Raw genomic sequence first — 12,854 nt, forward strand, 5'->3', positions numbered from 1 at the left:
GTCGAGATGAAAGTCATCGGCTACTTATCACTTTATATTGTCCATTTTCTAACCCGTCGAGCGAATATTTACCAATTTTGTAGCGTATTAATCGCAGTGTAGGGTGGCCAATATAGGCGGTCATTCTTCGAACCTGCCTATTTTTTCCCTCATTAATTGTCACACTTAACCAGGTGGTTGGAATATTGGCACGTTCGCGTATTGGCGGGTTACGTGGCCAAATATGTGGCTCAGCAATGATTTTAACTTTTGCAGGGCGTGTTAAACCATCTTTGAGCTCTACGCCGGAGCATAACGCATCAAGGCTTTTTTGCTCTGGTACTCCTTCAACTTGAACCCAGTAAGTTTTATCAGTTTTTTTACTAGGATCTGTCAGTGTATGTTGTAATTTACCGCAATTAGTTAGCAGTAATAACCCTTCACTGTCTCTATCAAGTCGACCTGCAGCATAGACGTCTTTCTCTTTTACATACTGTGCGAGGGTTTCTCGGTTTTGATCATCGGTGAACTGACACAACACATCAAATGGCTTATTAAATAAAACAATTTTGACATCTTCTGGTGCAACTTTGGGCTTGGTTGATTTTCTGTGGCTTGTTCTTGAGAGCTTTGAACTATGCCGAGATGACGACTTTGCTTTGTATACCATTGTTGTACCCGAATGCATAAATTTAAGGTCGGATTATAGCAATTGTCTCGACGTGATGCTCTTATTTTATAGGATGAACAGCGCATTGAATCACAAGGGTGTACACCTTATGTTAGGTAAGATAATTAGAGGGATTGTGAGTGGGTTTCAATACGGATAATGTTTCGATAGGGAGTTATACGAAAAAAGGGTAGCCAAAGCTACCCTTTTTTGTCGCGCGAGTTAACGATTATACCAGTGTTGCTAGGATATCGTTAAATGTTTGGCTTGGGCGCATTGCTGCATAGGCAACATCGTCATTAGGCTGGAAGTAACCGCCTACATCTTTTGCTACGCCTTGAGCATTGTTTAGCTCTTCAACAATTGTTTGTGCTTGCGCTGTTAATGTTTCAGCATAAGCTGCAAACTGTGCTTGAAGTTCAGTGTCTGCAGTTTGAGCCGCAAGTGCCTGTGCCCAGTAAAGTGACAAGAAGAAGTGACTACCACGGTTATCTAGCTCGTTTACACGGCGAGAAGGTGATTTGTTTTCATCTAAGAACTTACCTGTTGCCTGATCAAGTGTATCAGCAAGTACTTGCGCTTTTGCATTACCTGTTGTTTGGCTTAGGTGCTCAAGTGACGCCGCTAGTGCTAAGAATTCACCTAACGAGTCCCAACGTAAATGGTTTTCTTTTTCAAACTGTTGTACGTGCTTAGGTGCAGAACCACCTGCGCCAGTTTCAAATAAACCACCGCCATTCATTAATGGTACGATAGACAGCATTTTTGCACTAGTACCTAGTTCAAGAATTGGGAATAAATCAGTTAAGTAATCACGCAGTACGTTACCTGTTACTGAAATTGTGTCTTGGCCTTCTTTCATGCGCGCCAGAGAGTACTCTGTGGCAGCAACAGGGGCTTTGATCAACAGCTCCAAACCAGCTGTGTCGTGATCTGCAAGGTATGTATTCACTTTTTCAATAAGCTGTGCGTCGTGAGCTCGATTTGCATCTAACCAGAATACAGCTGGGACACCCGTTGCGCGAGCACGGTTTACAGCAAGTTTAACCCAATCTTTAATTGGTGCATCTTTTACCTGACACATGCGCCAGATATCACCTTGTTCAACATCATGTTGAAGTAGCACGGTATCATTTGCGTCTACAACACGAATTTTACCTGCTGATGGTGCTTCAAATGTTTTGTCATGAGAACCATATTCTTCTGCTTTTTGTGCCATTAGGCCAACGTTCGGGATCGTACCCATTGTACGAGGGTCGAATGCACCGTGTTCTTTACAGAAGTCGATAGTTGCTTGGTAAACGCCAGAATAACAACGGTCAGGAATAACAAAGCTCGTGTCTTGTTGCTTACCAGCTGTGTTCCACATCTGTCCGCTTGTACGAATAGCTGCTGGCATTGACGCATCAATGATCACATCACTTGGTACGTGTAGGTTAGTAATACCACGGTCAGAATCAACCATTGCGATACTTGGGCTACTTTCGTATACCGCTGCAATATCTGCTTCTACTTCAGCACGCTTAGCATCATCTAGTTGTTGTATTTTTGTATATACGTCACCTAAACCGTTATTTACGTCAACACCTAGCTCTGCAAATAGTGCAGCATGCTTAGTGAATACGTCTTTATAGAATACTTTTACCGCATGGCCGAAGATGATTGGATCAGACACTTTCATCATGGTTGCTTTCATATGCAATGAGAACAGTACGCCTTTGTCTTTCGCTGATGCAATTTCTGCCGCTAAGAAATCTTGTAGTGCAGATACACTCATGCGTGACGCATCAATAATTTCGCCTGCTAACAATGCCGTGCTTGCTTTAAGCGTCGTTACATCACCATTTACTGCAACGTGCTCGATACGAACGTCAGTTGCTTGTTCAACAGTGGTTGATTGCTCAGAACCAAAGAAGTCACCATCAGTCATGCTAGCAACGTAAGACTTTGAATCAGCTGCCCATGCACCCATTGAATGAGGGTTTTTACGCGCATATGCCTTAACTGATGCTGGCGCACGGCGGTCAGAGTTACCTTCACGAAGTACTGGGTTTACTGCGCTGCCTTTGATTTTATCGTAAGTTGCTTTGATCGCAGCTTGCTTTTCATCTTGTGGCTCAGCTGGGTAATCAGGAAGTGCATAACCTTTCGCTTGAAGTTCTTTAATTGTGGCGTGAAGCTGAGGCACTGACGCACTGATATTAGGAAGTTTGATGATATTTGCTTCTGGAGTTTTAGCCAGCTCACCAAGTTCTGCAAGTGCATCGCCGATACGCTGCTCTTCAGTTAAAAAATCAGGGAAGTTAGCAATGATACGGCCTGCTAATGAAATGTCACGAGTTTCGACTTCTACTCCGGCAATTTTCGTGTATGCCTGGATGATTGGAAGCAAAGAATATGTTGCTAAAGCCGGTGCTTCGTCTGTTTTCGTGTAAATAATTTTTGATGTCATCATCATTCCTAGAATTTGTGGCTTCTAAAAGCCATTCAACAATGCAAAGGGAACGCTATGTTGCCTAAGGCAATAGGGTATAGCAAGTTTGTTAGATATTTTTACTAAACGTAAAATAATAATATCTAACCTACCTAGTAGACGTAGCAATTGTATCAATCATTACATATTGGGGCTAATTCAAAAAATTAAAGTTAAAGAATGAAAAAATATAAGGAAGGTATAAGGAATGAAGCGAGAAGCTAATGCGACTCGCTTTAAATAGTCATCACTGCTTTACACTAACAGTTCACCGCTGGGCGCGATGTTTGTAGCGTGTAACCCTTTCGGGCCTTCTTGCAGCTCGAATGTTACACCTTGACCAGCTTTAAGTGTTTTGTATCCATCCATTACAATCGTCGAGTAATGGGCGAAGATATCTTCCTCACTGCCGTCTTCTACGATGAAACCAAACCCTTTGGCGTTATTGAACCACTTGACTTTTCCGCAAGCCATACTTCTACATCCTTCTATAAGTGACTAAATCTAGTTAATTAGTTAATCTAAACTTTATAATTTGCTAGACTGCCTGTAGAGCAATCTAATAGGACTGTAGTTTATATGAGCAGTCAGTCAAGTTATTTACTCTTTTTTTTAACATTTTATTTATTTTTTAATTCAAGTTTGCTTGAGTTACCAAGACAAGACTATATTTAATTATGAGTGGGACAAAAGATTCAGGTGTTATAGACACGGTACGCGAAAGTGAGAAGCAGAAGCTTAGCCCTCCGCGTAAGTATAAGGTCATTGTGAATAATGACGATTACACTCCGATGGATTTTGTAATTGAAATTTTAATGACATTTTTTAATATGGATAGCGAAAGAGCAACTGATGTGATGCTTAAAATACATCACGAAGGGAAGGCTGTATGTGGAATATATCCTGCAGATATAGCGCACACTAAAGCTGAGCAGGTCAATCGTTATGCCCGCGACAATGAGCACCCGTTGCTCTGCAGTTGTGAGCAAGAATAACCTTTTTAATTCTCGTTTGGGGGTTGCCAATGCTAAACAAAGATCTAGAAATTACCTTAAACGCCGCATTTCGTGAAGCGCGTACTCGTCGTCATGAGTTTATGACCGTCGAGCACTTACTTTTGGCGTTAATAGATAACCCGTCAGCAGGAGAGGCGTTAGGCGCCTGCGGCGTTAATACTGAAACTCTAAAGCGAGAGCTTTCTGAGTTTATTGATGAGACTACGCCGGTCTTACCTGATTTAGAAGAAGACAGAGAAACCCAACCAACACTCGGCTTTCAGCGCGTTTTACAACGCGCAGTGTTTCATGTTCAGTCTTCAGGGCGAAGCGAAGTTACAGGTGTAAACGTGCTGGTTGCTATTTTTTCTGAACAAGAAAGCCAAGCGGTATATTTACTGAAAAAGAGCGATGTTAGCCGTCTCGATATCGTTAACTTTATTTCTCATGGCATTGCAAAGTCTGATGATGATGAGTCAGAAAATGAAGATCATGAAGAGATGAATGATGAATCTAGCGAGATTCAAAATGAAGAAAAGTCGAAACTCGAAAACTTTACTTCAAATTTAAATGTGATGGCACAAGCAGGACAAATCGATCCATTAATTGGCCGTGATGAAGAAGTAGAACGCACTGTTCAGGTGCTGTGTCGTAGAAAGAAAAATAATCCTCTGTTAGTGGGTGAGGCAGGCGTTGGTAAAACAGCTATTGCAGAAGGGTTAGCATATCGTATTGTGAACAACCAAGTGCCAGATGTTATTGAAGATGCGGTGGTTTATTCACTAGACATGGGAGCGCTGTTAGCGGGTACCAAATACCGTGGCGATTTTGAAAAGCGCTTTAAAGCACTATTGAAAGAGCTACAGGCCAAACCGCATGCTATTTTATTCATTGATGAAATTCACACAATAATTGGGGCCGGTGCAGCATCTGGCGGAGTCATGGATGCATCGAACCTGATCAAACCATTATTGTCTAGCGGTCAACTGCGCTGCATGGGCTCGACGACCTACAACGAATTTAAGAATATTTTTGAAAAAGACAGAGCATTAGTGCGTCGTTTCCAAAAAATCGATGTTGTTGAACCAAGCGTTGCAGATACAACGAAGATCCTTTATGGCTTAAAAGAACGTTATGAAGAACATCATGGTATTCGTTACACACAAAAAGCGCTGCGAGCTGCCGCTGAGTTAAGTGCAAAGTATATAAATGAACGTCAGCTACCAGATAAAGCAATTGATGTTATCGACGAGGCAGGCGCTAATCAGCGATTATTACCGGTATCTCGTCGTAAGAAAACCATTGGCGTATCAGATATTGAAATGATTGTGTCAAAAATTGCGCGGATCCCACAGCAAAGTGTTTCTTCAAGCGACAAAGACACCCTCAAAAACTTGGACCGCAATTTAAAAATGTTGGTTTTTGGACAAGACCAGTCAATCGATGCATTAACTTCAGCGATTAGATTGTCTCGTTCTGGACTTGCAAATGAAGATAAGCCAATTGGATCTTTCTTATTTGCAGGACCAACCGGTGTAGGTAAAACAGAGGTAACAAAACAGCTCGGTAAATGTATGGGCGTAGAGTTTATACGTTTTGATATGTCTGAGTACTCTGAGCGCCATGCTGTGAGCCGGTTAATTGGTGCGCCTCCTGGTTATGTAGGTTATGAACAAGGTGGCTTGTTAACTGATGCTGTTATAAAGCATCCTCATTCAGTGGTATTACTGGATGAAATAGAAAAAGCGCACCCAGATATCTACAACATATTACTTCAAGTGATGGATCACGGTACGTTAACTGATAATAATGGGCGTAAAGCTGATTTCAGAAACGTGGTACTAGTGATGACGACAAATGCGGGTGTTCAGGAGACAGTAAGACAATCTATTGGTTTCCAAGAGCAAGATCACTCACATGATGCATTGTCTGAAATAAATAAAGTCTTTACGCCTGAGTTTAGAAACCGTTTAGACAATATTATTTGGTTTAATCACCTAGATAAAGAAGTCACATTGCAGGTTGTAGATAAATTTATTGTTGAGTTACAAGCACAGCTTGACCGTAAATCAGTTAATTTAGAGCTTACCTCAGCAGCGCGCTCGTGGTTGGCTGAACTGGGATACGATAAAGCAATGGGTGCACGTCCTATGGCGCGTGTTATTCAAGAACAGCTCAAGAAACCATTAGCCAATGAAATTTTATTTGGTGAGTTGGTGGACGGTGGTTCAGTGAAAGTGAGTATCAAAGACAATAAAATTGCCTTTACTTATGAATCGTCTTTAGTTTCTGCATAAATGTTAAAGCAGTAAACGTCAAAAAGCCTAGCAATGCTAGGCTTTTTGTTTTTGGGTCATATAACCCAGCTCTGTAGACTTTTACAATAACCAATGGTTAGGTTTATGAAACACGTCTAAGAGCGACGTATTACAACCTGTTCCAAGAACAGTTCTACACGGTTCGATTAACGAGCGCGGAAGACAATGCGTCCTTTGGTTAGGTCGTAAGGGGTCATTTCAACCGTTACTTTGTCACCTGTAAGAATACGGATGTAGTTTTTGCGCATTTTTCCAGAAATATGAGCAACAACCACGTGACCATTTTCTAACTCAACGCGGAACATTGTATTTGGTAAAGTATCAAGGACCGTGCCTTGCATTTCAATTACGTCTTCTTTCGCCATGTGTAGCGTAACACCTCTTTGAATATTTAAACGCTGGAGATTTTGCCCAAAAGCAGCCAATAAGTAAAGGAAAGGGCTGAAAAATTGTTATTTTATTAGCCTATATATTCCAGAACAGTGATAAAAGTACTTTTTTGGTACGAATTTTAGCAAATTGCGATGATTTACGGATGGACAGCTAACTGCTTTTTTGACGTGTATCGCTATGCACCCAAATATCATTTACAAAACGTTGCGCCGGTTTATAGTGGGATTTGTAGCGCATTTTTTTGCAGCTGTCGATTTGGTAGCCTAAATATAGGTGCTGTCGATGTGTTTCTCGTGCATAGTTTATTTGTGCAAGGATCATGATGGTGCCGAGACTATAATGTTCATAATCAGGGTCGAAAAAGGTGTAAATCGCCGATAGGGAATTAGGCATTGTGTCGGTCACTGCAACTGCGATTAATGTCTCTAAATGCCACAGTTCAATAAAAGTAATAGGCAGCCATTGACAGAACAAAAAGCTTTCGTACTGGAGGTGGTTAGGGGGGTACATACTGCCATCTTGATGACGTAAGGAAATGTACTTCTCGTACAAAGGGTAATAATTAGGTTGTTCTTGTTGGTTTATCTCGATACGAAATTCATCTGACAGTTTATTCCACTTTCGTTTTTGCGATTTTGACGCATTAAACTGTTGTACTGGCAGTCGTAACGATTCACATGCATTGCATTTAGGGCAATGTGGTCGATAAATTTGATCACCACTTCGTCTAAAGCCAAGCTCTAATAACCCTTCAAAACGCTCTGGTGAGTAACAGTTTTGGTCTAAAATAACGAGTAATTGTTCTTGTTGCTCAGGCAGGTAACTGCAACTGAATTGCTGACTTAAACCAATTTTTGATGGAAAGTGTTCAGTCATAAATATTTTCCAAGGTTTGAGCTAGCCACATATTGGCAGGTATATCGAAGTCGTTCGCTCTACTAAGTCTAGTCAAAAATTCTTCTCGTGGAATAACTTTTGCGCCGAGGGAGGTCAAATATGGGTTTTCTAGCTGGCAATCGACAAAATGTGCCTGGTGTTTTTTGAGCCAGTTGACGAGCGCCCACATGGCTAATTTAGAGGCATTCGGTTGTTTAAAAAACATAGACTCACCACAAAATATACCGGATTGCATTATACCGTATAACCCGCCAATGAGTTGTTCTTCATGCCAGACCTCTATGCTGTGCGCAAAACCTGCTTTATGCGCGGCATAATATGCGTCGAGCATTTGTGTATTTATCCATGTACCTTCACTGTTTATGCGTTGTGTTCTACAGGTATTAATGACGTGTGTAAAGGCGGTATTAATTGTCACGGTAGGCTGCATTCGGCGCATTGCTTTTTTGAGAGATTTACTGACATGAAATTCGTCTAATTCCACGATGCCACGTTCACTGGGCGCCCACCACATGATTGGCTCTCGCTCATTGAACCAAGGAAATATGCCGCAATGATATGCTTTACTAAGTCGAGCTAAAGACAGGCATCCCCCAACAGCTAACAGGCCATCAGGATTTGTGAGGGCAAGGTCGCAAGGCGGAAATTGTGTGTTGTTGTCTGATAAATGGGTAATTTGTTGCGTCATAAAGAAAATATAAAAACTTGATTGAGAGTAAAATAACGCAATTGGGTAAAAAATCAAATGGGGGAATGCCCCCCATTTAAAAAGTAGACTATAGGTTGTCTAGATAACGTTCAGCATCTAAAGCAGCCATACAGCCTGTACCAGCAGAGGTGATAGCTTGACGATAAATATGGTCAGATACATCACCAGCAGCAAAAACGCCTTCTACGCTTGTTTGAGTCGCGTTGCCGTGCAGACCAGACTCAACCACTAAATAACCATCTTTCATGTTCAGCTGGCCTTCAAACATATCAGTGTTTGGCTTGTGGCCAATCGCAATAAATACACCAGCAAGATCGAGTTGTTCAGTGTTTTCTGAATCTGTTTCTTTAATTCTAATGCCCGTTACGCCCATTTCGTCACCTAGCACTTCGTCTAGGTTGCGGTTTAAGTGTAATGTTACATTTCCATTTTTCGCTTTTTCCATTAAACGGTCAGATAAAATCTTTTCGCTTCTGAAAGAATCACGACGGTGAATAACGTGTACTTCCTCTGCAATGTTTGATAGGTACAGTGCTTCTTCAACAGCCGTATTACCACCGCCTACAACCGCAACTTTTTGACCTTTATAAAAGAAGCCATCACATGTTGCACAAGCAGATACACCTCGACCTTGGAATGCTGTTTCAGACTCAAGGCCTAAATACTTAGCAGATGCACCAGTTGCGATGATCAATGCATCACATGTATATGTGCCTTGATCACCCGTTAATGTGAACGGGCGTTTGCTTACATCAACCTTATTGATGTGATCAAAAATAATTTCAGTTTCAAAGCGCTCAGCATGCTCTTTCATGCGATCCATTAATGCAGGTCCAGTTAGACCATGTGCATCACCAGGCCAGTTTTCGACTTCAGTTGTCGTTGTTAATTGACCACCTTGTTGCATACCTGTAATTAGTACAGGGTTTAGGTTGGCACGCGCAGCGTAAACTGCAGCAGTGTAACCTGCAGGGCCAGAACCTAAAATAAGCAGCTTACAATGTTTACCATCACTCATTATGATTTCCTAAAATGTTATATACTGAGATTGAATGTGGTTGATTCTATGAAATTCAACCAAGATGTAAAATAAATTCAACATTTCATTTTTCGACAAATCACTAAGTTGTCAAAAATACTGTACTTGAACGTTTTTTGCGCCATCAACACGAAAATGAACGCTTATTCATGACCAAGTACTTTTTTTTTGATATGTTTTAAAGAATTGTGTTTCGTTAGTGATGTAAAACTAACTCTAAATAAATAGGTATTTATGGTTTTTTGGCAGGAAACTCCAGGGTTTGAACTTGAGGCTGAAAACATTCAGGTTTTAACTGATGCAAAGCAATATCATGCAGAGTTATTGAGGCTTATCAAAAGTGCGCAAACGCGTATTTATATTACTGCATTATATTTGCAAGACGATGACGCAGGCCGAGAAGTATTAAGTGCCTTACATGAAGCGTCATGTGCGAATCCAAACCTTGAAGTGAATGTATTGGTTGATTTTCATCGAGCTCAAAGAGGGCTTATCGGTGAGAAACAATCAGATGGTAATGCCAGTCTGTATTGCCAAGCCTTGAGTGACTATCAAAGTAATGTACGTATTTATGGTGTGCCTGTAAAAGCGAAAGAACTTTTTGGTGTGCTACACCTCAAAGGTTTTGTCGTCGACAATATGCTGCTGTATAGCGGAGCAAGTTTGAATGATGTTTACCTACAAAAAGGCGAGAAGTACCGCTTAGACCGTTATTTTGTTATAAACCAGCATCAACTGGCTGATAGTTTTTGTGATTTCACGAACAAATACTTAATCAGTAGTGAGGGCGTTCCAAGAATAGACTCACGTCCACTACCAAAGTTTAATGATATCAAGTTAGCGCAAAAAAAGTTAATGCGGGAACTAAAGAAAGCCAAATATGACTTATCATCAGCACGTAAAAGAGAGGGTCTTAATGTTCGCGCGTTTCTTGGCTTTGGGCGTCGCACGAACAAACTTAACCGTTTGATCAAGAGTTTATTTGATACAACCGATGAGACGCTCGTACTGTACACACCTTACTTTAACTTTCCAGCACCGTTACTGCGCTCATTACGCCGATTGCTAAAACAAGGCAAAGAGGTCACCATTATTGTTGGTGATAAGACTGCAAATGATTTTTATATTTGTCCAGAACAGCCATTTAGTCGGATAGGTGCGTTGCCTTATTTATACGAAACTATTTTACAGAAGTTTCTCAAAAGTCAGAAGCGCCATATCTCGTCTGGCCGCTTAAAAGTATACCTGTGGAAAGATGGTGCCAATTCTTTTCATTTAAAAGGGATCAGTAAAGATAACCATACCCACTTATTGAGTGGTCACAATTTAAACCCCAGAGCATGGGGGCTTGATATTGAAAATGGTATTTTAATAGAAGATCCGCAGCAAGATATACTACCGAGACTTGAGGAAGAAAAGCAGACAATATTGGCCAACTGTCGTTTATTAAGCGGACCTGATGACATTGAATCATTGGGTGATTACCCATTACCAGTTAAAAAGCTGTTAGGGCAAGCTAAGCGTGTCAAAGTAGACTTTATTATTAAAAAGTTTATCTAGCTACTAGTGAACAGCTTCAACAAAGTTGAGTACACAATAAAAAAGGGCTAATAAGCCCTTTTTTTGTATTTATACAACGTTATTCATAGGCTTCATTATGAACATTAGCGGCTCTGCCTGATGGATCAGCGTTGTTTTGAAAAGAGGCATCCCATGCTAGCGCTTCGGGAGTTGAACATGCGACTGATTTACCGTGGGGTACACAGTTAGCGGCTGCGTCACCTGGAAAGTGGCTTTCAAAGATTTCTCTGTAAAAATATGCCTCTTTGCTATCAGGCGTATTGATTGGGAAACGATATTGCGCGTTAGCCAAATCTTGATCTGATACTTGGCTGTCAACGTGTTCCTTTAACGAGTCAATCCAACTATATCCAACACCATCAGAGAACTGCTCTTTTTGTCGCCATAAAACGCTGTCTGGTAAGTAACCCTCAAATGCTTCTCGGACTATGTGCTTCTCAATACGGCCGTCTTTACACATTTTGTAGTCTGGGTTGGTCCGCATAGCGACGTCTACAAACTCTTTGTCTAAGAAAGGCACTCTTGCTTCAACACCCCACGCAGCCATAGACTTGTTTGCTCTTAAACAATCAAACATGTGTAATTTTGATACTTTACGGTTTAGTTCTTCATGAAACTCTTGAGCATTAGGCGCTTTGTGGAAATACAGATAACCGCCAAACAACTCGTCAGCACCTTCGCCTGAAAGTACCATTTTTATGCCCATCGCTTTAATCTGCCTTGACATTAAGTACATTGGGGTTGAAGCTCGAATCGTTGTAACATCATATGTTTCTAGGTGGTAGACAACTTCTTTTAGTGCATCAATACCTTGTTGAACCGTAAATATAATAGGGTGGTGAACTGTGCCTATCTCGTCAGCAACGACTTGTGCTGCCGCTAAATCCGGAGAGCCTTCTAGTCCAATAGAAAATGAATGCAATTTAGGCCACCAAGCGTCAGAAGCGTCATTGTCTTCAACCCGTTTGGCTGCAAACTTTTGGGTGATCGCAGAAATAACAGACGAGTCTAATCCACCAGATAATAAAACACCGTAGGGCACATCACACATCAATTGACGTTTGACCGCGGCTTCTAACGCGTCTTTTACATCCTCTGCTTTTGCGGTGTTATTTTTGACTTCATCGAAGGATTGCCAATCACGTTGATAATACGGACGCAAAGTCCCTTCTTTTGAATAAAGGTAGTGCCCAGGAGGAAACTCCTCTATGGATGAGCAAATCGGCGTGAGCGCTTTCATTTCACTGGCTACGTATAGATTACCATGTTGGTCGCGGCCCGTATAAAGTGGAATGATCCCAATGTGGTCGCGGCCGATTAAATAACTATCTTGCTCCTCATCATAAAGACAGAATGCGAAAATACCGTTTAAGTCATCGAGAAACTCAGGGCCTTTTTGCTTGTACAGTGCGAGAATAATTTCACAATCAGACTCAGTTTGAAAATCAAAATCTACGGTAAGATTTTGTGCCAATTCTTTATGATTATATATTTCGCCATTAACGGCTAATATGTTGGTTTTTTCTGGGTTATATAAAGGCTGGGCACCACTTGATACGCCCACAATTGCCAGTCTTTCATGCACTAAAATCGCTTTTTCTGATGCATAAACACCAGACCAATCAGGTCCTCTATGGCGTAATCGCTTTGACATTTCTATGGCTTGGCTACGTAATTGGCCAGGATCTGATTTTAGCTCTAACACCCCAAAAATTGAACACATAAAATACCTCATTCCTGTGTTGGGTAAGCACCAAGGCTTCCCTTTAATTATAAATTAGTTGATGAAAAGGCACCGTT

General features: G+C 41.2%; 11 protein-coding genes. 3 read left to right on the forward strand and 8 right to left on the reverse strand.

All coding sequences use genetic code 11. From position 1 onward, the window contains the following. Nucleotides 1–13 precede the first annotated feature (13 nt). The 3 genes from BGP78_RS21950 to cspD all read right to left on the reverse strand — a co-directional run bounded on the left by BGP78_RS21950 (nucleotide 14) and on the right by cspD (nucleotide 3,596). On the reverse strand, nucleotides 14–649 hold the full coding sequence (locus tag BGP78_RS21950; protein WP_119863405.1) for a pseudouridine synthase: 636 nt from the start codon (nucleotides 647–649) through the stop codon (nucleotides 14–16). Nucleotides 650–878: 229 nt separating this feature from the next. Then, nucleotides 879–3,101, reverse strand: coding sequence for an NADP-dependent isocitrate dehydrogenase (locus BGP78_RS21955; RefSeq protein ID WP_119863406.1), 2,223 nt, complete (start codon nucleotides 3,099–3,101; stop codon nucleotides 879–881). A 276-nt stretch (nucleotides 3,102–3,377) separates the two neighbouring features. Beyond that, entirely contained in the window at nucleotides 3,378–3,596 is a 219-nt protein-coding gene (cspD, locus tag BGP78_RS21960; protein WP_010363137.1) for a cold shock domain-containing protein CspD, read from the reverse strand. Between the two features lie 203 nt (nucleotides 3,597–3,799). On the opposite strand from cspD, the gene clpS reads away from it, so the two are divergent. Together clpS and clpA are read left to right on the forward strand one after the other, a co-directional pair. Further along, on the forward strand, nucleotides 3,800–4,117 hold the full coding sequence (gene clpS, locus BGP78_RS21965; RefSeq protein WP_119863407.1) for an ATP-dependent Clp protease adapter ClpS: 318 nt from the start codon (nucleotides 3,800–3,802) through the stop codon (nucleotides 4,115–4,117). Nucleotides 4,118–4,146: 29 nt separating this feature from the next. Then, nucleotides 4,147–6,414 carry an ATP-dependent Clp protease ATP-binding subunit ClpA gene (gene clpA / locus BGP78_RS21970; RefSeq protein ID WP_119863408.1) on the forward strand — a complete coding sequence of 756 codons (2,268 nt, stop codon included), beginning with the start codon at nucleotides 4,147–4,149 and terminating at the stop codon, nucleotides 6,412–6,414. 167 nt (nucleotides 6,415–6,581) lie between these two features. On the opposite strand, the gene infA is transcribed toward clpA, so the two are convergent. From infA to trxB, 4 genes are all read right to left on the reverse strand, one after another. Next, nucleotides 6,582–6,800 (reverse strand): translation initiation factor IF-1, encoded by a 219-nt coding sequence (gene infA / locus BGP78_RS21975; RefSeq protein ID WP_058029687.1) that lies wholly within the window; start codon nucleotides 6,798–6,800, stop codon nucleotides 6,582–6,584. 178 nt (nucleotides 6,801–6,978) lie between these two features. Next, a complete protein-coding gene (locus tag BGP78_RS21980) occupies nucleotides 6,979–7,704 on the reverse strand; it encodes an arginyltransferase (protein ID WP_119863409.1) in 726 nt (241 codons plus the stop codon). After that, on the reverse strand, nucleotides 7,697–8,413 hold the full coding sequence (gene aat, locus BGP78_RS21985; RefSeq protein ID WP_119863480.1) for a leucyl/phenylalanyl-tRNA--protein transferase: 717 nt from the start codon (nucleotides 8,411–8,413) through the stop codon (nucleotides 7,697–7,699). Before aat ends, BGP78_RS21980 begins: the two co-directional genes overlap by 8 nt. An 88-nt stretch (nucleotides 8,414–8,501) precedes the next feature. Then, nucleotides 8,502–9,452: a thioredoxin-disulfide reductase gene (gene trxB / locus BGP78_RS21990; RefSeq protein ID WP_119863410.1), complete on the reverse strand. Its 951-nt coding sequence runs from the start codon at nucleotides 9,450–9,452 to the stop codon at nucleotides 8,502–8,504. A gap of 255 nt (nucleotides 9,453–9,707) precedes the next feature. Here trxB and pssA point away from each other — a divergent pair, with 255 nt between their 5' ends. Continuing rightward, nucleotides 9,708–11,033, forward strand: coding sequence for a CDP-diacylglycerol--serine O-phosphatidyltransferase (gene pssA, locus BGP78_RS21995; RefSeq protein ID WP_119863411.1), 1,326 nt, complete (start codon nucleotides 9,708–9,710; stop codon nucleotides 11,031–11,033). Between the two features lie 79 nt (nucleotides 11,034–11,112). On the opposite strand, the gene asnB is transcribed toward pssA, so the two are convergent. Then, nucleotides 11,113–12,777, reverse strand: coding sequence for an asparagine synthase B (asnB, locus tag BGP78_RS22000; protein WP_119863412.1), 1,665 nt, complete (start codon nucleotides 12,775–12,777; stop codon nucleotides 11,113–11,115). Nucleotides 12,778–12,854: the final 77 nt, after the last annotated feature.

Origin of the sequence: Pseudoalteromonas sp. MSK9-3 (assembly GCF_003590335.1) — a bacterium.
Classification (GTDB): domain Bacteria; phylum Pseudomonadota; class Gammaproteobacteria; order Enterobacterales; family Alteromonadaceae; genus Pseudoalteromonas.

Bases quoted from the DNA above. Each gene is read 5' to 3' on its own strand.
- asnB (WP_119863412.1), bottom strand. From the start codon at position 12,777: ATGTGTTCAATTTTTGGGGTGTTAGAGCTAAAATCAGATCCTGGCCAA.
- aat (WP_119863480.1), bottom strand. From the start codon at position 8,413: ATGACGCAACAAATTACCCATTTATCAGACAACAACACACAATTTCCG.
- BGP78_RS21950 (WP_119863405.1), bottom strand. From the start codon at position 649: ATGGTATACAAAGCAAAGTCGTCATCTCGGCATAGTTCAAAGCTCTCA.
- BGP78_RS21955 (WP_119863406.1), bottom strand. From the start codon at position 3,101: ATGACATCAAAAATTATTTACACGAAAACAGACGAAGCACCGGCTTTA.
- trxB (WP_119863410.1), bottom strand. From the start codon at position 9,452: ATGAGTGATGGTAAACATTGTAAGCTGCTTATTTTAGGTTCTGGCCCT.
- pssA (WP_119863411.1), top strand. From the start codon at position 9,708: ATGGTTTTTTGGCAGGAAACTCCAGGGTTTGAACTTGAGGCTGAAAAC.
- BGP78_RS21980 (WP_119863409.1), bottom strand. From the start codon at position 7,704: ATGACTGAACACTTTCCATCAAAAATTGGTTTAAGTCAGCAATTCAGT.
- clpS (WP_119863407.1), top strand. From the start codon at position 3,800: ATGAGTGGGACAAAAGATTCAGGTGTTATAGACACGGTACGCGAAAGT.
- cspD (WP_010363137.1), bottom strand. From the start codon at position 3,596: ATGGCTTGCGGAAAAGTCAAGTGGTTCAATAACGCCAAAGGGTTTGGT.
- clpA (WP_119863408.1), top strand. From the start codon at position 4,147: ATGCTAAACAAAGATCTAGAAATTACCTTAAACGCCGCATTTCGTGAA.
- infA (WP_058029687.1), bottom strand. From the start codon at position 6,800: ATGGCGAAAGAAGACGTAATTGAAATGCAAGGCACGGTCCTTGATACT.